Consider the following 19,802-nt stretch of genomic DNA (forward strand, 5'->3'; position numbering starts at 1 on the left):
GCATGGCCGGTCCGTTCGGCGAAGCGCGGCGCGGCCCGCGCCGGTTCTGCGGCGGGCGATTCTGTGCAAGGATGCGGCATGAGCGAATCGTCCGGTTACGTCGTGTTCTTCTTCCCGCAGGCGCTGGAAGCGCTGGGCGAGGCCATCAAGCCCTATCTGCAGGACGGCCCGGCCGGCCCGCACGTGGCCTGCCACGAGATCGACACCGGCGGCGCCTTCATCGAGATGACCCTGCAGGGCCGCGCACCGGACGGGCACGGCGTCGAGCTGGAACTGATGGTGCCGTCGAACATGGTGCGGATGATCGTGTCGGCGCACAGCGACAACGACTTCGGCTTCTACAACCGCAACCGGCCTTCGCAGGCGATGCTGGAGCCGGGACTGCCGCCGGCGCAGGCGCCCGCGCCCGGGATCGTGCCGGACAAGCCGGCGGCCTGACGCCTCAGTCCTGCAGCCGCGCCCAGCCGTACCCGGCGTAGCCTTCGAGCGGGCGGAAGCGGCGCTTGTAGTCCATCTTCGGATGCCCGGCGATCCAGTAGCCGAGGTACAGGTGCGCGCGGCCATCGCGCTTCGCCCATTCGATCTGGCGCAGGATGCCGAGCGTGCCCAGCCCGCGATCGGCGGCGTCCGGTTCGTGGAAGGTGTAGACCGCCGACAGCGCATCGGCCGCCAGGTCGGTGACCGCCACCGCCAACAGCCGATGCGTGCCGCGCTCGCGCAGTTCGAGGAAGCGGCTCTCGTTCCAGGTGCCGATCAGGAACTGCTCGAACTCGCGCGCGCCGTGGTCGTCCATGCCGCCGCCGAGATGGCGGTGGGCGAGGTAGCGCTGGTACAGCGACAGGTATTCGCCGGTGCAGGCCGGCGCGACGATGTGCGCCTCCACGTCGGCGTTGCGCGCTAGGCAGCGGCGCTGGCTGCGGTTCGGCGCGAACTCCGCCACCGGCACGCGCACCGGCACGCAGGCGCGGCAGCCGCTGCAGGCGGGGCGATAGACGATGTCGCCGGAGCGGCGGAAGCCCCAGCGCAGGGCCATCGGGTACAGCTCCGGCAGGCGCGGGTCGCGCGGATCCAGCACGAGGTCGCGCGCCTCGCGGTCGGGCCAGTAGCCGCAGGGATGCGGTGCGCTCTGGAACAGCCGCAGGTTGTCGTCGTTGCCGCCCATGTCCGAAGGATAGCGCCGCCGCCGCCGTTCAGCCGCGCGCAGGGTGCGCGGTCAACCGCGGCGGAGGCCGGGCGTTTTCCATGACAGTCCGGCCCGTGCCGGCAGGAGACGAAACCGATGAAGAAGTTGCACCTGTTGATCCTCGCGGCGGCGCTGACGCCGTCGCTGGCCTTCGCGCAGGACGCCGGGCGCGGCGGGCCGCCGAAGATCGACGCCAACGGCGATGGCGTCATCACCAAGGCCGAGGCCGCCGCCTTCCCGCGCCTGGCCGCCCGCTTCGACGAACTGGACAAGAACAAGGACGGCAAGCTGAGCGGCGACGAGCGCCCGATGCGCTCCGGCAACGGGCCGGGCCGCATGGCGGCGCTGGACGCCGACAAGGACGGCCGCATCAGCCGCGCCGAAGCCAAGGCCGATGCCAACGGACTGGCGACGCGCTTCGACCAGCTCGACAAGAACAAGGACGGCTACCTCGACCGCACCGAACTGTTCACCCGCAAGCCCGGCGAAGGCCGGTAAGGAGACCCCCATGAAGAAGCTGCACATCCTCTCGCTGGCGGTGGCCGCCGCGCTGGCCTCGACCCTCGCCGTCGCTCAGACCGCCGCGCCGCGCACGCACGAAAAGCTGGACGCCAACGGCGACGGCGTCGTCACCAAGGCGGAAGCCGCGAAGTTCCCGAAGCTGGCCGAACGCTTCGACCAACTGGACAAGAACAAGGACGGCAAGCTGGCCGGCGACGAACTGCCGATGCGTCGCGCCGGCATGCGCGGGCACGACATGCGCGGCCACGGCGGCGGCATGCGCGGGCTGGACACCGACCACGACGGCCGCATCAGCCGCGCCGAGATGCAGGCCGGCGAGGCGAAGTGGGCCGAGCGCTTCGATCGGATGGACGTCAACAAGGACGGCTACCTCGACCGCGCCGACATGCAGGCGCGCATGGCCGAGCGCCGCGCCGAATGCTTCGCCAAGGCGGACACGGACAAGAACGGCCAGCTCAGCCGCGCCGAGTTCGACAAGATGGGCGAAGCCTGTGGACGCCCGCAGGGCCGGGTCGGCCGGATGGCGCACGGCGGTCCCAATCCGGGGCCGATGCCGCCGAAGCGATAGGCGGAAACAACCGATGTACAACGCGACGGCCCGCCCTGCGGGCCGTTCGCGCATCCGGCGTCAGTGCCGGCGCAGCACCCGCCACTCGGCGCCGTTGCGCTCCACGTCGACCAGCTGCGAATCCTCCACGTCCAGGTCCAGCTGCACCTGGCCGCTGCCGCTGCCGTCGGTCATGTAGTCGTGCACGGCGATGGCGAACGCGCCCTTGGCGGGACAGGCGGAGGCGGGGTGCAGGGTGGTGCCTTTCGGGACGGTCAGGGCCTGCATCAGCGCGGACGATGGTTCCTTGTTGTCCACCTCCAGGCAGGCGACGGCGGGCCTGCGCTTGTCCAGCGCCTCGCTCACCAGCAGCCGGGCCAGCGCGGTGGGCACGTCGGCGCGATAGACCTGCAGCTCGGTGACCGCTTCGGGGATCAGTGTCGGCGGCGCGGGCGTCGCGGCAGGCGCGGCGGGCTTCGGGGCGACATCGGCGGTGCCGTGCTTGCGCATGATGAAGCCGACCAGCCCGATGCCGATGACGGTCAGCGCCAGCAGGCCCAGCCGGATGCGCTTGGCGCTGAAGAAGCCGGTCTTGCCGGCGGCCGCGTCGCCGTGCCGGCCGCTGGGCAGGTAGCTCGCGCCCGGATCGCGGGTGCTTTCCAGCAGGCCGAGGTCGCGCAGCAACTGGCGACCGCGCGGCTGGTCTTCGGAATGGACGATCCAGACCGACGGCACTTCGTCCGGCGTGCGGCGGCTGTCGTAGCTGAAGGTGGCGCGCCGCGAGCTGCGGTAGCTGCGGCCGTTGCTGATCCTGACCGCGATGCCTTCCTTGCGCAGCAGGTCGGCGACCGCTTCGACGTTTTCCAGGCGCTGGCTGGAGAACACCTTCCTCACGGCGCCAGCACCCGGATCATGCCTTCCTGCGCAGTGCTGGCGACCAGCCGGCCGCTGCGGTCGAAGATCTGCCCGCGCGCCAGCCCGCGCGCGCCCTGCGCGCTGGGGCTGTCGATCGAATACAGCAGCCAGTCGTCGGCGCGGAAGCTGCGGTGGAACCACAGCGCGTGGTCGAGCGAGGCCATCTGCACGTTCGGCTGGTAGTAGCTGATGCCGTGCGGGAAGGTGGCGGTGCCGAGCAGGTGGAAATCGCTGGCATAGGCCAGCAGCGCGCGGTGCAGCTCGGGCGCGTCGCCGACCTTTTCGCTCAACCGGAACCAGACCTGCTGGAACGGTGGGCGCTTCGGCGGATTCAGCTCGTCGCGCGGATAGACGTGGCGGAACTCGAACGGGCCGGCGCGGTCCAGCCAGCGCTGCACCTTGGTCGGCAGCAGGGCGAGCTTTTCCGGCGGGATCGCCGGCGCAGGTTCCAGATCCTCGGGCTTGGGCACTTCCGGCATCGACAGCTGGTGCTCCGCGCCGGCTTCCTCGTCCTGGAACGAGGCCGCGCAGAAGAAGATCACCTTGCCGTGCTGGATCGCGGTGACGCGGCGCACCGAGAAGCTGCCGCCGTCGCGGGTGCGGTCCACGTCGTAGACGATCGGCGCCTCGATGTTGCCGGCGCGCAGGAAATAGGCGTGCAGCGAATGCGCCGCGCGCGGCTGGGTCAGCGTGGCCTGCGCGGCCGACAGCGCCTGCCCGAGCACCTGTCCGCCGAACACGTACTTGGTGCCGATGTCGCGGCTCTGGCCGCGGAACAGGTCGTCTTCCAGCCGTTCCAGCGAGAGCAGTTCGATCAGTTCGGAAACGGGTGCGTTCATGGGCGGATTATACGGGCGGGCCATGATCCACCCGATGACCGAGCAGCGGGCCGCCCAAACGGAAACGGCGACCCTGGGGTCGCCGTTTCCGTGTCCGCGTGACGACGTTGGTCAACGCGCCGGCGCCGCCCCGAACGGTTGCATCGAGCCGAGGGTGAAGCGCAGGCCGACGCTGTTGCCGGTCACGCCGCTGGCCTGCTCGCGCCGGTACTGGAACGACATCTGCCAGCCCGAGGCGAGCTGCATGTCGAAGCCCGCGCCCAGCGTCCACATCCGGTTCGCGATGCTGCGCAGGCCCAGCAGGTAGTCGTCGCTCGCCGGGGCGATCACGTAGTTGATCGCCGCGTCCGTGCCGTTGCGCAGCGCGTCGCGGTATTCCAGCGACCAGTACGGCTGGATGGCGCGCATCCGCCAGCGGCCTTCCAGGCCCAGCGCCAGCGCGCTGTCGTCGATCGACTGTTCGCGATAGGCGAGGTCGTAGATGCCCAGGCCGGATTCCTGGTAGGCGTCCAGCGTGGTGCGGCTGGCTTCCAGCCGGCCGTAGCCGGTCAGTTCCATCCGCTCGCCCTGCTGGGTGTAGCCCAGGCTCAGCGCACCGAACAGCTGGTCGCCCTTGCGCCGCGCGGTGGCCAGCGCATTGGCCGTCGTGCTCCAGCGGCTCAGGTCGAAGTCCAGCCGGCCCCAGCCCAGCAGGCCGTCGACGTACCAGTGGTCGTCGCCGCGCCACAGGCCGTAGGCGGTGAAGGCCTTCTGGGTGGCGTTCTGGCCGGAGCGGTCGTCGGCGAAGTCGGTGTCGCTCCAGCCGGCGCCGAGCGCGCCGCCGAACACGAAGTCGCCGAAGGCACGGTCCGCGCCCAGGGTCACGCCGTCGCTGCGCAGGTCGAAGCCGCTGCGGCCCTGGCGGCCGTCGCGTTCGCTGAGGACGATGCTGCCCGCCGTCCACACGCCGAAGTCGCGTTGCCGCGAATCCGACGTAGCGCCCAGCGGCAGCGACACGCCGCCGTTCAGGCTGTTGGCGTTGAAGCGCAGGTTCTGGGTCGACGGCGTGCCCTGCGCGTGCCGCAGCTGGCGCAGGCGATCCAGCACGTTGCCCTGCTGGGCCTGGGCGAAGCGCAGGCTGGCGTCCACCTGCGCCTGCAGGCCCTCGACCACGGAGGGATCGGCGGTCGGATCGGGGCGCGCGTCCACGGTCAGCTCCAGGGTCGCCGTGCCCGCGGTGTAGTTCGCGGTGGCAGCCTGGGTGGCAGTCAGCGTGGCGACGCCGGAACCGACGATCGTCACCGTGCGCCCGCTGACCGTGGCGACGCTGGCGTCGCTGCTGGCGTAGGCGAACGCGCCGGGGCTGGTGCTGGTCGGCTCGGGCAGGTCGAAGGCGGCTTCGCCTTCGGTCTTGTGGATCGCGCCGCCCCAGCTGATGACCGGCGTGGCCGCGCCGATCGCCACCGTCAGCGTCGCTTCCGGCGCCGCGGTGTAGTTGGCGTCGGCGGCCTGGTTGGCGGTGAGCGCGCAATTGCCGGCGGCGAGCATCGTCACCGTGCTGCCGCTGACCGTGCACACGGCCGGCGAGGTGGAGGCGAACACCAGCGGGCTGGTCGAGGCGCCCGGCGTGGCGCTGACCGAGAACGTGCCGTTAGGCGCGTAGACCGGATGCTCCGGATTCGAGGCGAAGCCGGTGATCGCCTGCGTCGCCGCCGCGATGGTCACGTCCAGTGTCGCTTCCGGCGCCGCGGTGTAGTTGGCGTCGGCCGCCTGGTTGGCGGTCAGCGCGCAGCTACCGGCGGCGAGCATCGTCACCGTGCTGCCGCTGACCGTGCAGACCGCGGGCGAGGCGGAGGCGAACACCAGCGGGCTGGTCGAGGCGCCCGGCGTGGCGCTGACCGAGAACGTGCCGTTTGGTGCGTAGACCGGATGCTCCGGGTTCGAGGCGAAGCCGGTGATCGCCTGCGCCGCCGCCGCGATGGTCACGTCCAGCGTCGCTTCCGGCGCCGCGGTGTAGTTGGCGTCGGCGGCCTGGTTGGCGGTGAGCGCGCAGTGGCCCGCCGCCAGCATCGTGACCGTGTTGCCGCTGACCGAGCAGACCGCGAGCGAGGTGGAAGCGAACACCAGCGGGCTGGTCGAGGCGCCCGGCGTGGCGCTGACCGCGAACGTGCCGTTCGGCGCGAAGACCGGAGCGGCCGGGTTGGCGACGAAGCCGGTGATCGTCTGCGAAGCGGCCGAAATCGCCACCGTCAGCGTCACCTCCGGCGCGGCGGTGTAGTTGGCGTCCGCGGCCTGGTTGGCGGTGAGCGCGCAGCTGCCGGCGGCGAGCATCGTCACCGTGTTGCCGCTGACCGTGCAGACCGTGGGCGAGGTGGAAGCGAACACCAGCGGGCTGGTCGAGGCGCCCGGCGTGGCGCTGACCGAGAACGTGCCGTTCGGCGCGTAGACCGGGTTGGCCGGATTGGCGGCGAAGCCGGCGATCGCCTGCGCGGCCGCGCTCACGGTGAAGCTCTGGCTGACCTGCGGCGCGGGCTCGTAGCTCGCATCGCCCGGCTGATCCGCGTCGATCGTGCAGGTGCCGGTGCCGACGAGGCTCAGCGCGCCGGCGGACGTGACCGTGCAGACCGCGGGCGTGGCCGAGCTGAAGCTCACGTCCAGACCCGAGGTGGCCGTGGCGGACAGCGCGGCGCTGGTGCCGTAGATCTGCGTGCCGGGGTTCGCGAACGCGATCGTTTGCGTGCCCTTGGCGACCTGCACGGTCACCGTGGCCGGCGCCGAGGTGCCGCCGGGGCCGGTGGCGGTGTAGGTGAAGCTGTCCGCGCCGGCGTAGTTGCCCGCCGGCGTGTAGGTGACCACGTCGCCGGCGACGCTCGCCGTGCCGTGCGAAGGCGCGGTGGCAATGGCGAGACTGCTGTGCACGCCGGTGACCGAGGACGACAGGTCGATCGCCACGCCCGTGCTGTTGAACGGCACGGCCACGCCGTTCCTGTCCGACGCGACGGGCGCGGGCGGCGTCGCCACCGTGAGGCCGACCGTGGCGACGTTCGACGTGCCGCCGGCACCGGTGGCGGTATAGGTGAAGCTGTCCGCACCGAAGTAGCCGGGTGCGGGCGTGTAGGTCACCACGTCGCCGGCAATGCTCGTCGTGCCGTGCACCGGCGCGGTTCCGATGGCGATGGAGGCATGCGGCCCGCCGCTGATCGAGGCGGACAGGTCGATCGCGGTGCCGGTGCTGTTGTACGGCACCGCCACGCCGGGCTTGTCGCCCGCCACCGGCTTGTCGATGAAGGTGTAGGTGACGCTGCCGATGCTGGTCTGGCCGTTGACCGTGACCGTCACGTTGGCCGCGCCGCTGCCGATGGCGGGCGCGGTGACGGTGAGCGAGGTCGAACTCGCCGCCGTCACCGTGCCGGCCGTCCCGCCGAAGCTGACGGTGTTGTTGCCGGGCGTCGTGCTGAAGCCGGTGCCGCTGACGGTCACCACCTGGCTGACCGGGCCCGAACCGGGCGAGATGCCGGTGACGGTCGGCACCACGGCAATGGCGTTGCCGGCGGTCGCAGGCGTGGTCGGATAACCGCTCGGCGTGAAGGCGCCGAGCGTCATGCCCGAGGACGTGCCGGCGGTCGTGCCGGTGTAGGCGATCGTCACCGTGCAACTGCCCGACGGGATGGAGAAGCCGTTGAACTGGAAGTTCGCGCCCGCGTCGGAGCCGGATGCGCCGCAACTGCCGCCGAGTGTCGAGCGCGTCAGCAGCGCCGAACCGACGAGCAGCGGCGCGATGTTCGGCGTGGCGGTGGCATTGGGATTGGTGAACGTGATGGTCGCCGTGCCGGTTTCGCCGACGCCGAGCGAAGCCGGCGAGAAGTCGAGCGCGGCGACGACGGCGCTTGCGGCGCCCACCGTGAAGCTCTGCTGGACCTGCGCGGCGGCGTTCCAGTTGTAATCGCCCGCCTGGTTCGCGTTGATCACGCAGGTGCCGGTGCTGGCGAAGGTCACCGTGTTGCCCGCGAGCGCGCAGCCGGTGCTGGCGCCGTCGAGCGTGTAGATGACGGACAGGCCCGAACTCGCGCTGGCGCTCACGTTGTAGGGCGCGCCGCCCACCGACGCCAGCGGGGCGGTCGAGGTGAAGCTGATGGTCTGGTTTCCCTTGGCGATGTTCACCGTGGTGACCGGCGTATCGGCGCTCACCGGCTGGCTGTCGGTGACCCTGACGATGTAGCTGAAGCTGCCGGCGACCGTCGGCGTGCCCGAGACGGTGCCCGTGCCCGCGTCGAGCGTGGTGCCGGGCACGAACGCGCCCGCGGCAAGCGAGTAGCCGTAGGGGCCGATGCCGCCTGCGGCCGGATTCTGCTGGCTGTAGCTGGCGCCCACCTGCAGGCCCGTAGCCGCGGCGGCAGTGATCGTCAGGAGCGCCGGCGTCACGTTGAAGCTCTGCTGCACCGTCGGCGCGGCGTCGTAGGCGCTGTCGCCGGCCTGGTCCGCGAGGATCGTGCAGGTGCCGGTCGCCAGCAGGGTGAGCGAGGTGCCCGACACGGTGCAGACCGGCGTCGTGCCCGACGTGAAGCTCACCGTCAGGTTCGAGCTGGCCGTGGCCGACAGCGTCAGCGGCGAGGCCGACAGCGAGGCGTCGGGCAGCGGATCGAAGCTGATCGTCTGCGAACCCTTGTTCACCGTCACGGTCACCGTGGCCGGCGCCGAGGTGCCGCCGGGGCCGGTGGCGGTGTAGGTGAAGCTGTCCGCGCCAGCGTAGCCCGCATCCGGCGTATAGGCGATGGACGTGCCCGAGGCGGTGGCGGTGCCGTGCGCCGCCTGCGTCGCCACCGCCACGCTGGTGGCGCTGCCGCCGCCGAGGCTTAGCGTGATCGGGTTGTTGCTGCTGCCGAAGGCCACGGTGGCGCTGACGTTGCCGGCGGTCGGCGGGAGCCCCGTGATCGCCAGTTGCAACCCCGCAGTGGTAAAGCTGAACGGGCCGGTGCCGGTGGAGTTGTCGGTGCCCTGGACGGCGAAGTTGAAGTTGCCCGGCTGAGTGGGCGTGCCGGTGATGGTGCAGTTGGCGTTGAGCTGCGTGCCGGCTGGCAGTGCGCCGGAGGCCAGCGTAGTGGCGCAGGTATAGGGCGCTCGGCCGCCGGCCAGCATCACCTGCACGCCGGACAGCGCGGTGCCCTGGATGCCGGTACCGTTCAGGACGGTGCCGGTGATCGTCGGATTGCCTACAGCCACCGTGACCGTCGCCGGATTCGACGTGCCGCCAACATTGGTGGCGGTATAGGTGAAGCTGTCATTCCCGCGGAAGCCCACCGGCGCGATGTAATTCACTATCCCCGCGCTATCGACGGACACGCTGCCGCCCTGCGCCGTGGTGGCGCTGCCCACCGCATAGCTGGTGGGCGAACCCGTCGCCATCGAGGCCACGCTGAGACTGGTCGGCAGGTTGCCGCCGTCGTTGTAGGCGACGATGGAGCCGTAGGTGAAGGAACTGGCCGTCGGTGCGGCGACGTAGGTATACGCGCCGACGCTCGTGCCGCTGCCGCCGGCCGTGGTGACGGTGATGTCCACCGTGCCGGCGCCATGGGCGGGCGAGGTGACGGTAAGCGAGCTCGCGCTTGCCACGGTCACCGTGCCGGTCGATCCGCCGAACTGGACGGTGTTGTTTCCCGGCGTCGCGCTGAAGCCGGTGCCTGTGATGGTCACCGAGGTGCCGCCCCAGATCGGGCCGACAGTCGGCGAGATCGAGCTGATGGTAGGCGCAACCGCATTGACGGCGAAGGTCTGACTGACCTGAGGTGCCGCCGAATAGCTGCCGTCGCCCGGTTGGTTGGCGTCGATCGTGCAATTGCCGGGGGCGACGAAGGTCAACATGCCGCCGGAGGTGATGGTGCAGACGCCGGTCGTCGAAGAAGCGAACACGACGATCAATCCCGAGCTGGCCGCAGCCGTCAGCGTCGGCGTGGTGCCGAAGTTCTGCGGGCCGGGATTGAAGAAATTGATGGTCTGCGCTGCTTTGGGCGTGACCGAATTGGACGCGGACGACGCCGGCCCCGTGCCGATGCCGTTGATCGCCTTCACCGTGAAGGTATAGGCCGTGCCGTTGGTCAACCCGTTGACGGTGATGGGGCAGGCCGCCGGGCCGGTGCAGGTACCGAATGCCCCGCCGGGGCCAGCGGTGGCGATGTAGGTTGTGATGGCCGAGCCATTGTCGGCCGGCGCGGTGAAGGTCACCGTGGCTTGCCCGGTGCCCGCCGTGGCGGTGACGCCGGTCGGCGCGTTCGGGACGAGCGCATAGGTGAACTGATCCGCCCCGCTGGTCGCGCTGGTGCCGCCCGCCGTGGTGACGCGCACGTCCACCGTGCCGGTGCCGGCGGGTGCGGTGGCGGTTATCTGATTGGTGTTGTTGACCGTGAAGCCGTTGGCCGACGTGCCGCCGAAGGTGACGGCGGTGGCGCCGGTGAGGTTGTTGCCGTTGATAACTACAGTGGTGCCGCCGCTGGGCGACCCGGACGTGGGCGAAACCGCAGTGACCGTGGGTGCGGCGACATAGGTGTACTGGTCGAACGCACTAGTGGCGCTGGTGCCGCCCGGCGTGGTGACGGTGATGTCGTAGGTGCCGGCGCTGTTGGCCGGCGAGGTGGCGGTGATCTGGGTATTGCTGTTGATGGTGTAGGTGGCGTTGGTGGCGCCGAACTTCACCGCGCCGGTCGGGCTGGCCGCCGAAAAGCCGGTGCCGGTAATGGTCACCGTGGTACCGCCGCCGATCGGGCCGGCAGTGGGCGAAACCGCAGTGATCGTGGGCGCAGAAAGATAGGTGAATGACAGCGCGCCGGTGGTGCCGCTTGGTGCGGTGGCGGTGACGTTCACCATGCCCGCGGCATGCGCGGGTGTAGCGAAACTGAGGGAGGTGCTGCTGTTGACCGTGACGGAGCCGGCAGGGATGACCGTGCCGCCAATGGTCACCGACGTGCTGCCGACCACGAAACCGGTGCCGGTCATCGTCACCACGGTGCCGCCGAAGATGGGGCCGGCAGTGGGCGAAATAGCGGTGGCGGTGGGTGCGGATGTTCCGCCGCTGCAGGTGACGGTAGCTGATGCTTTGGCAGCAGGTGCAGAGGTGTCCGTCCAGAGATAGACGACGAAGTCCGAAAGACCACCGGCTGGCACGGTATAGCTGCCGGATACGTTGATTTCGTTTCCTGCCGAGGATTTTTCTTCAACGGGAATGCCCGGAGGAGTATCCGACGGGCTCCTATAGAGTGCGAAACCCGATCCGCCATTGGGATTGGGGTTGGCGGTTCCGGTGGATGTGGCGGTGTAGGTAATGACCTCTCCCGCCTGGACTGTATAGCCTTCCCGCCAATCGTCACTGGGCGAAGTCAACGTGACGCCGCTGCCCCAGTGCGCGTTGATCGCGGTGCAGCCCGAAGATACGGCCCATGCGGGCATGGTCTGCAACAGGCCAAGCAGTGCCGCCAACGTCAGCAGCAATCGGCGTTCGAACAGCGTGCCCCAGACGCGCCGGAAGCTCCGGCCCATGCCCGATATCGTCATCACGAATCCCCTGTCCCATCGCGCTGCCGCCGCCATGGCGGGCAGGCTGGATGCGAACTGTAACCGTTTCGCTCGCCGTCGGCCTTGACGCAATCGGGCGGGGTCGAGCCCGTTATGCGATGCGCAGCAGCGGCACCACGCCCAGCACGTCGGACCACGGAAACAGCGGCCCGGGATCGCGCTTGCGCCGCACTTTCACGGCGGGATCGTCGCTGGCTTCGACCTCGTCCCGATCCAGGTCCTCATGGCCGGCGATCTGCGCCAGCGCCGGCGCTTCGCCCCGCAGCCATTGCAGCAGCGCGACCAGCGAGGCGACCTGCGCATCGGTATACGGCTCGTCCATCGCCTGGTGGCGCGAATCCAGCCAGTGCGGGAAGCGTCCGGTGTTGACCAGTTCGATGCCGATGCTGCGGTCGTTCCAGCCGCGCGTGTGGTGGGCGATGCGGCCGGGCGGCGCGTATTCCTCGATGCGGCCGTCGCGGTCGATGTAGTAGTGGCCGCTGTTGCCGGTGCCGGAGTCGTAAAGCACGCGCTCGCCGTACTCGCGGGCGGTGGCGAGGTCGGGCAGCTCGGTGCAGTGGATGACCACGGTGTCGATGTCGTCCAGCGCGCGCTCGGCCAGCAGGCCGACGTAGGGCAGGGGATGCGTGCGGATCGCGGGGGCGGACATGGGCAAATGCTAGCATTCACCTATATGACTAGCATTCGCGCATGAACGGACATTGCATCCTGTCGCACGGCTTCGAGAGCGGCCCCGATGCGACCAAAGTGACCGCGCTGGCGGACGTGGCCGAGCGCTTCGGCTGGACCCACGAGCGCCCCGATTACACCGATCTCGATGCCCGCCGCGAGGTCACGCCGCTGGGCGACGTGCCGGCGCGCATCGCCCGCCTGCAAACATTGGCCCAAGCGGCGGCCGCGCGCGGCCCGCTGGTGCTGGCCGGTTCCAGCCTCGGCGCCTACATCAGCGGCTACGTGTCGCGGCAACTGCCGGTGGCGGGATTGTTCCTGATGGCGCCGCCGGTGGTGATGGAAGGCGCGCCGCCGATGCCGGCGGCCAGCGTGCCGACCTCCATCATCCATGGCTGGCACGACGAACTGATCCCCGCCGCGCAGGTGGTCGAGTGGGCCGGCGCGCGCGATGCGCGGCTGCTGCTGGTGAACGATGCGCATCGGCTGTCCGATCACGTGCAGGCCAGCGCCGATGCGTTCGCCGCGCTGCTCGCGGCGCTTTCCTGATGGTCAGCGGGAACGTGCCGACGCGATGCAATCAAAGCCCTCCCTTTCAAGGGGAGGGTTGGGTGGGGATGGTGTTCAAGCGTGACACTTTCGTACCCAACACCATCCCCATCCCGGCCTTCCCCTTGAAGGGGAAGGAGAAAACAACGCGCCCCTGCGGCGGATTTCTGCGAAATGCGGACGGTGGGCCATGAAGTTCTTCGCCTCCTGCGGCAAGGGTCTGGAATACCTGCTGGCCGACGAGCTGGCCGCCCTCGGCTGCGCGCGCGCCACCGCCGCAATCGCCGGCGTCAACGTGGAAGGCAGGCTGCTGGATGCGCAGCGCGCGGTGCTGTGGTCGCGCCTCGCCAGCCGCATCCTGTGGCCCATCGCCGAGTTCGAGTGCGCCGACGAACATGCGCTGTACGCGGGCGCGGCAGCGGTGGACTGGCCGCAACACCTGTCGCCCACGCACACTATCGCCATCGACGCGCACGTCTCTGGCAGCGCCATCACCCACGCGCGCTATGCTGCGCAGCGGGTGAAGGACGCCGTCGTCGATACCCTGCGCGCCAGCACCGGACAGCGGCCCGACGTCGATGTCGAAGCGCCCGATGTGCGCATCAACCTCGTGATCCGCAAGGGCCGCGCCACGCTCTCCATCGACCTGTCCGGCGGCCCGATGCACCGGCGCGGCTGGCGGCGCGTGCAGGGCGCCGCGCCGCTGAAGGAAACCGTAGCCGCCGCCGTGCTGCTGCGCGGCGGCTGGCCGCAGATGTATGCCGACGGCGGCGACCTGCTCGATCCCATGTGCGGCAGCGGCACGCTGCTGATCGAAGGCGCGCTGATGGCCGCCGACGTCGCGCCCGGCCTGCGCCGCCACGATGGCCAGCCGCCCACGCGCTGGAGCGGCTTCGATGCCGAAGGCTGGAACGGCCTGTGCATCGACGCCATCGCCCGCGAAGCGCGCGGCCGCGCCACCCTGCGCCCGTGCCTGCACGGCAGCGACCTCGACCCGCACGCCATCCGCGCCGCGCGCGAGAACGCGCAGATCGCCGGCGTCGAGGATGCGATCGCCTTCGCGGTGCGCGACGTCGCCGATCTACCGCCGATGGAAAACCCGCGCGGCACGGTCGCCTGCAACCCGCCCTACGACGCGCGCCTCGCCGCCGATCCCGCGCTGTACCGTGCGCTGGGCGATGCCCTGAAACGCGCCGTGCCGCAGTGGCGCGCCGCGCTGCTGTGTGGCGATTTCGAGCTGGCGCGCGCCACCGGCCTGCGCGCCACCAAGCGCTATCAGGTGTTCAACGGCGCGATCGAATGCAGCTTGATTGCGATTGATCCCATCGCCCCGCCGCAGCGCGAGGCCGCCGAAAAGCGCGAACTGCCGGAAGGCGCGCAGATGGTCGCCAACCGCATCCGCAAGAACCTCGACAAGCTGGCGCGTTGGCGACAGCAGGAACAGATCGCCTGCTTCCGCGCCTACGACGCCGACATTCCCGAATACGCCTGCGCCGTCGATGTCTACACGACGGTCGAAGGCGAGACATGGCTGCACGTACAGGAATACGCCGCGCCCGCCTCCATCCCCGAAGCCACCACCCGCAAGCGCCTCAACGACTTGCTGATCGGCGTGCGCGAGGTGTTCGGCGTGCCACGCGAGCGGGTGGCGGTGAAAACCCGCAGCACCGGCAAGGGCGGTTCCAAGTACGGCCACTTCGACCACCGCGGCGAGTTCCTCACCGTGGAGGAAGGTGCGGCGAAACTGCAAGTCAACCTGTTCGACTACCTCGACACCGGCCTGTTCCTCGACCACCGCCCGCTGCGCGCGAAGATGGCGCTGGAAGCGCGCGGCAAGCGCTTCCTCAACCTGTTCTGCTACACCGGCGTCGCCACCGTGCAGGCGGCGGTGCAGGGCGCGGCGCAGACCACCAGCGTCGATCTGTCCGCGACGTATCTGGAATGGCTGGCCGACAACCTGCGCGGCAACGGCATCGGCGGCACCCGCCACCGCATCGCGCAGGCCGACGCGCTGAAATGGCTGGAAGCCGACGACGGCGACTACGACGTGATCTTCTGCGACCCGCCGACCTTCTCAAACTCCAAGCGCGCCGACGACTTCGACGTGCAGCGCGACCACGTGCGCCTGCTGCGCGCGGCGCTGGCGCGGCTGGCGCCGGGGGGCGTGCTGTATTTCAGCAACAACTTCCGCCGCTTCAAGCTGGATGAAGCCGCGTTGGGCGAGTTCGCGCGCGTCGAGGACATCAGCGCTTCCACCATCCCGCCGGACTTCGCCCGCAACGCCCGCATCCATCGCGCGTGGCGGCTGACGCGGGTGTAGTGCTTTTCCTTCTCCCTCCGGGAGACGGTGCCCGAAGGGCGGATGAGGGTACGCAGCAACCGATCACTTCACGCGAAAAGCCCCTCACCCGCCTGCGGCACCCTCTCCCCGCAAGCGGGGAGAGGATCGGGATTGCGCGATCAACCGTTGCCGGTGATGTCGGGCCGTTCCGGCCCCAGCCACTTGTAGACCACGCCGCCCAGCAGGCCGCCGAGGATCGGGGCCAGCCAGAACATCCACAGCTGCGGCAGCGGCGTGCCGCCGACGATCAGCGCCACGCCGGTGGAGCGCGCCGGGTTCACCGAGGTATTGGTGACGGGAATACTGATGAGATGGATCAGCGTCAGGCCCAGGCCGATCGCGATCGGCGCGAAGCCGACCGGCGCCTTGCTGTGGGTCGCGCCCATGATGATGACCAGGAACATCGCGGTCATCACCACTTCGCACAGGAACGCGGCGGCGATGTCGTAGCCGCCCGGCGAGTGATCGCCGAAGCCGTTGGTGGCGAATACGCCCGCCGAGTTCGGATCGAGGGCGAAGCCCGCCGCGCCGCTGGCGATCCTGTAGAGAATCCAGCCGGCGAAGATCGCGCCCAGCACCTGCACCACGATGTAGGGCAGCAAATCCTTCGCCGGGAAACGCCCGCCGGCCCACAGCCCGAAGCTCACCGCCGGATTGAAATGCCCGCCCGAAATATGGCCGAACGCATACGCACCGGTCAGCACGGTCAGGCCGAACGCCAGCGCCACGCCCAGCAGCCCGATCCCCAGCGGATTGCCGTCGCCGCCGAACTTCGCCGCCAGCACCGCGCTGCCGCAGCCGCCCAGCACCAGCCAGAACGTGCCGATGAACTCGGCTCCGAGTCGTTTGAGCATCGTGATCTCCCCGCCAGTCAGGCGCGCGGGTTGCGCGCAGCGTCACCTTAGCCGAAAGAAGGAAGGGTTTGCCGAGCGGGCTGCTGCTTAAATTCGTGCCTCGGAGCGACATAAATCTAGTCGCATTCCGATGGTTCGCGGTCTCCCCAGTCATCTCCATTCTCTGAGCAGAGTCGGATTACCTCAGTTACCAATGGCCAGAACTCTTCATATCCTGCCCTCATGTGTTCGTCTGGCGAGACCCAAAAGAATTGCACTGGCCTCTCTGGAATACCACGTGTGTTTGCATCAATGATTTCGTGCGTATGCTGTAGGCGGAACATGAATTCGCAATTTAGAAGTCTTGTTGCGGCCTCAATAAGAGTCGAATCAAGAAACGTCACATATGTTTGAAGTGCGCTCGCTATTTGAGCGGATCCTTTGAGCGCGGTGTTCTCAAACATCTCCCACCACTTCACATTGCCTTTGCCGTCCGCGTAACTGGACATGCTGTTCAAGTTGACTAAGGCAAGAGCGGAACGCTGATCGCTATTCAGTAAGTCCAGTGGTGAGCTTGGTTCCGGGTTCGCCTTGTCCCATTGATGGGAGTTTTTGAAAACACAAACGGTGTGTTGGACGCCACGAAGAAGTTGTTCGCGGCCCGTTCTGGATATCTGTGCGCGAACAGATTGTTGTGACGCTTGTTGTCTATGGTTGCGCAGCGTTACAAGAGTGGTCGTTACTAGAGCGGCGAGCGAGATGATGGCGACTATCCAGCCTGTTGATGTGACCTTTTCAATGCCGACGCCTTGTTCGTTCCATTTGGGGGCACCAACAATGGCAACAAGTGCGGCGCCAAATGCCACGATAGGCGGAAGATAGTCGAGCGCTTTTGCAATTCGAGGAAATTTCATCTGGCGTGCAACTGGAAGCTTAAGCCGCTTCGCGCCGGTGCATCACCACCCCGGCCACCACCACGCCAATAGCAACGACGGTGACGATCAACGTCGCCAACGCATTGATCTCCGGCGTCACGCCCAGCTTGACCTTGGAATAGATCAGCATCGGCAGCGTGCTTGCGCCGGGGCCGGAGGTGAAGCTGGCGATGACCAGGTCGTCCAGCGACAGGGTGAAGGCCAGCAGCCAGCCGGCCAGCAGGGCGGGGGCGATCAGCGGCAGGGTGATGAGCCAGAACACGCGCCACGGGCGTGCGCCCAAGTCCATCGCGGCTTCTTCTAGGCTGTCGTCCAGCGCGGCCATGCGCGAGCGCACCACCACCGTCACGTAGCAGGTGGTCAGGGTGATGTGGGCGATCATGATCGTGCTCATGCCGCGCTCGGGCCAGCCCAATGCCTGCTGCAAGGTGACGAACAGCAGCAGCGAGGACAGGCCCAGCATCACGTCGGGCATCACCATCGGCGCGGAGTTCATCAGGCTGAGCAGGCCGCTTCCGGGGAAGCGGCCGAAGCGCGAGAGCGCCAGCCCGCAGGCGGTGCCGAGGACGGTGGCGCAGCTTGCGGCCACGGCGGCAATCGTCAGGCTGCGCGCCAGCGCCTGCATGATCTGCTCGTTGGAGAACAGCGAGACGTACCAGCGGGTGGAGAAGCCCGCCCAGACCGTCGCCATGCGCGAGGCGCTGAACGAATACACGATCATCGAGACGATGGGCACGTACAGCAGCGCGTAGCCCGCCGCCATCGCCGCCCACAGGCCCCAGTTGCGGCGGCTCATGCCTGCGCCTCGCGCCGCTCGCGGCGGTTTTCGACGTATTCGAACAGCAGCGTCGGGATCACCAGCAACAGCAGCATGGCGACCGCCACGGCGGCGGCCAGCGGCCAGTCGCGGTTGGTGAAGAACTCCGTCCACAGCACGCGGCCGATGGTGAGCGCGTCGGGGCCGCCGAGGATGTCGGGGATCACGAACTCGCCCACCGCCGGGATGAACACCAGCAGCGCGCCGGCGATAATGCCCGGCATCGACAGCGGCAACGTCACCCGCAGGAACGCCTGCCACGGCTTCGCGCCGAGGTCGGCGGCGGCTTCCAGCAGGCCGAAGTCCAGCCGCATCAGGGTGGCGGTCAGCGGCAGGATCATGAAGGGCAGGTAGTTGTAGACGATGCCGATATAGACGGCGAGGTCGGTGTGCAGGATCGCGGTGCCGGGTTCGATCAGGCCGATGGCGGCCAGCGCGCCGGTCAGCACGCCGTTGGCCTTGAGCATGCCGATCATCGCGTAGGTGCGCAGCAGAGAACTCGTCCAGAACGGCAGGATCACCAGCACCAGCAGCAGCATCCGCCACGCGGGCCGCGCGCGGGCGATGCCGTAGGCGATGGGATAGCCCAGCAGCAGGCAGAACAGGGTGGAGACGCCGGCGAACAGCAGCGACTTCAGGTAGGCGGCGACGTACAGCGGGTCTTGCAGCAGCAGCGCATAGCTGCCGGCGTGCAGGCGCAGGCTGGTGGCGCCGTCGGCGGCGTGTTCGATCAGCGGCGTGTACGGCGGCGATTGCCCGAACACCGCTTCGGCGAAGCTGATCTTCAGCACGATCAGGAACGGCACCGCGAAGAACAGCAGCAGCCACAGCATCGGCAGCATGGTGACGACGAAGCGCCCGCGCCGGGTGCGGAACTCGGTGCCGACCGCGCGGAACCAGCCGAACAGGTTGCGGACGACCTCCGCCCAGAGCTGCGACCAGCCGCCGTTCGGGACGCTGCTCATGTCGCCAGCACCACCGCGCCGCTGGCCGGCCAGCTCAGCCACAGCGTTTCGCCCCAGTCGTAGTGCGGCTCGGAGCTGCGTTCGACGTGGGTTTCCTGCACGCGGACCACCGCGCCGGATTCGGTTTCGACGTGGTAGACGGACACGTCGCCGAGGTAGGCGATGTCGCGCACCTTGCCGACCGCCACGTTGTCGGCCTGCGGGCGCGATTCGTGCACGTCGATTTTTTCCGGGCGCACCGCGACGCTGACAGCGGTGCCTTCCGGCAATGGATCGGCGTGGCGGGCCAGCAGCGCGCCGCCGTCCACCGCGTCGCAGGCGATGCGAGCGGTGCGGGCGGCGGCGTCATGCGACAGCACGCGACCCTCGAACAGGTTGATGCCGCCGATGAACTCGGCGACGAAGCGGGTGGACGGGTATTCGTACAGCGCGGCGGGCGTGGACACCTGCACGATGCGGCCCGCGTCCATCACCGCGATGCGGCTGGACATGGTCATCGCTTCTTCCTGATCGTGCGTGACCATCACGAAGGTGGTGCCGACGCGCTCCTGGATGTTGACCAGCTCGAACTGGGTGCGCTCGCGCAGGCGCTTGTCCAGCGCGCCCAGCGGTTCGTCGAGCAGCAGCAGCTTGGGCTGCTTCGCCAGCGCGCGCGCCAGGGCCACGCGCTGGCGCTGGCCGCCGGAGAGCTGCGCCGGCTTGCGCGCGCCGAGCTGCGGCATCTGCACCAGTTCCAGCATCTGCTGCACGCGATCCTTGATCTCGCCCGCGCCCATGCCGTCCTGCTTCAGGCCGAAGGCGATGTTCTGCGCCACGCTCATGTGCGGGAACAGGGCGTAGCTCTGGAACATCATGTTCACGGGGCGCTGGTAGGGCGGCAGCGCCGTCACGTCCACACCGTCGATCAGCACGCGCCCGCGATCCGGCGTTTCCAGGCCGGCGAGGATGCGCAGCAGCGTGCTCTTGCCCGAACCCGATCCGCCGAGCAGGGCGAAGAACTCGCCGCGATACACGTCCAGCGAAATGTCGTCGCAGGCGTAGAGCTTGCCGAAGGTCTTGGTGATGCCCTCGATCCGCAGGAAAGGTTGCGCCGCCGGGTCTTTCCACGGCTCCAGCGGCGCGGCGGAACGGTTGGCCAGCGCCAC

The 19,802-nt window shown here is 68.9% G+C and carries 14 protein-coding genes and 1 pseudogene; 5 read left to right on the forward strand and 10 right to left on the reverse strand.

Going from position 1 to position 19,802, the window contains the following annotated elements:
- Positions 1-78 precede the first annotated feature (78 nt).
- Positions 79-438: a hypothetical protein gene (locus H9L17_RS13230; protein WP_187569891.1), complete on the forward strand. Its 360-nt coding sequence runs from the start codon at positions 79-81 to the stop codon at positions 436-438.
- 4 nt (positions 439-442) lie between these two features.
- Here the strand turns inward: H9L17_RS13230 and H9L17_RS13235 are convergent, their stop codons facing one another.
- Entirely contained in the window at positions 443-1,162 is a 720-nt protein-coding gene (locus H9L17_RS13235) for an arginyltransferase (RefSeq protein WP_187569892.1), read from the reverse strand.
- A gap of 117 nt (positions 1,163-1,279) precedes the next feature.
- Here H9L17_RS13235 and H9L17_RS13240 point away from each other — a divergent pair.
- Together H9L17_RS13240 and H9L17_RS13245 are read left to right on the forward strand one after the other, a co-directional pair.
- Positions 1,280-1,648 (forward strand): annotated as a pseudogene (locus H9L17_RS13240) (EF-hand domain-containing protein); the annotation flags it as partial.
- Between the two features lie 43 nt (positions 1,649-1,691).
- Positions 1,692-2,273, forward strand: coding sequence for an EF-hand domain-containing protein (locus tag H9L17_RS13245; RefSeq protein WP_187569894.1), 582 nt, complete (start codon positions 1,692-1,694; stop codon positions 2,271-2,273).
- A gap of 60 nt (positions 2,274-2,333) precedes the next feature.
- On the opposite strand, the gene H9L17_RS13250 is transcribed toward H9L17_RS13245, so the two are convergent.
- The 4 genes from H9L17_RS13250 to H9L17_RS13265 all read right to left on the reverse strand — a co-directional run bounded on the left by H9L17_RS13250 (position 2,334) and on the right by H9L17_RS13265 (position 12,197).
- Positions 2,334-3,146: a hypothetical protein gene (locus H9L17_RS13250; protein WP_187569895.1), complete on the reverse strand. Its 813-nt coding sequence runs from the start codon at positions 3,144-3,146 to the stop codon at positions 2,334-2,336.
- A complete protein-coding gene (gene tesB, locus H9L17_RS13255) occupies positions 3,143-4,030 on the reverse strand; it encodes an acyl-CoA thioesterase II (protein ID WP_187569896.1) in 888 nt (295 codons plus the stop codon). Before tesB ends, H9L17_RS13250 begins: the two co-directional genes overlap by 4 nt.
- 87 nt (positions 4,031-4,117) lie before the next feature.
- Positions 4,118-11,527 carry an IPT/TIG domain-containing protein gene (locus tag H9L17_RS13260; RefSeq protein ID WP_187569897.1) on the reverse strand — a complete coding sequence of 2,470 codons (7,410 nt, stop codon included), beginning with the start codon at positions 11,525-11,527 and terminating at the stop codon, positions 4,118-4,120.
- Positions 11,528-11,639: 112 nt separating this feature from the next.
- On the reverse strand, positions 11,640-12,197 hold the full coding sequence (locus tag H9L17_RS13265) for an N-acetylmuramoyl-L-alanine amidase (RefSeq protein WP_187569898.1): 558 nt from the start codon (positions 12,195-12,197) through the stop codon (positions 11,640-11,642).
- Between the two features lie 41 nt (positions 12,198-12,238).
- On the opposite strand from H9L17_RS13265, the gene H9L17_RS13270 reads away from it, so the two are divergent.
- Complete coding sequence (locus H9L17_RS13270) at positions 12,239-12,766, forward strand: hypothetical protein (protein ID WP_187569899.1); 528 nt, start codon at positions 12,239-12,241, stop codon at positions 12,764-12,766.
- A gap of 190 nt (positions 12,767-12,956) precedes the next feature.
- Positions 12,957-15,086, forward strand: coding sequence for a bifunctional 23S rRNA (guanine(2069)-N(7))-methyltransferase RlmK/23S rRNA (guanine(2445)-N(2))-methyltransferase RlmL (rlmKL, locus tag H9L17_RS13275; protein WP_187569900.1), 2,130 nt, complete (start codon positions 12,957-12,959; stop codon positions 15,084-15,086).
- 140 nt (positions 15,087-15,226) lie between these two features.
- On the opposite strand, the gene aqpZ is transcribed toward rlmKL, so the two are convergent.
- The 5 genes from aqpZ to H9L17_RS13300 all read right to left on the reverse strand — a co-directional run bounded on the left by aqpZ (position 15,227) and on the right by H9L17_RS13300 (position 19,802).
- Positions 15,227-15,967: an aquaporin Z gene (gene aqpZ, locus H9L17_RS13280; RefSeq protein ID WP_187571970.1), complete on the reverse strand. Its 741-nt coding sequence runs from the start codon at positions 15,965-15,967 to the stop codon at positions 15,227-15,229.
- A gap of 110 nt (positions 15,968-16,077) precedes the next feature.
- On the reverse strand, positions 16,078-16,854 hold the full coding sequence (locus tag H9L17_RS13285; RefSeq protein ID WP_187569901.1) for a hypothetical protein: 777 nt from the start codon (positions 16,852-16,854) through the stop codon (positions 16,078-16,080).
- Positions 16,855-16,873: 19 nt separating this feature from the next.
- The gene (locus H9L17_RS13290; RefSeq protein WP_187569902.1) at positions 16,874-17,671 is read right to left on the reverse strand and encodes an ABC transporter permease subunit; all 798 of its coding nucleotides are present in this window, start codon (positions 17,669-17,671) and stop codon (positions 16,874-16,876) included.
- Entirely contained in the window at positions 17,668-18,534 is an 867-nt protein-coding gene (locus H9L17_RS13295; RefSeq protein ID WP_223158113.1) for an ABC transporter permease subunit, read from the reverse strand. The genes H9L17_RS13290 and H9L17_RS13295 overlap by 4 nt, the downstream gene beginning before the upstream one ends.
- A 119-nt stretch (positions 18,535-18,653) precedes the next feature.
- Positions 18,654-19,802 (reverse strand): ABC transporter ATP-binding protein, encoded by a 1,149-nt coding sequence (locus H9L17_RS13300; RefSeq protein WP_187569904.1) that lies wholly within the window; start codon positions 19,800-19,802, stop codon positions 18,654-18,656.

The organism is Thermomonas brevis, assembly GCF_014395425.1.
GTDB classification, from domain to species: domain Bacteria; phylum Pseudomonadota; class Gammaproteobacteria; order Xanthomonadales; family Xanthomonadaceae; genus Thermomonas; species Thermomonas brevis.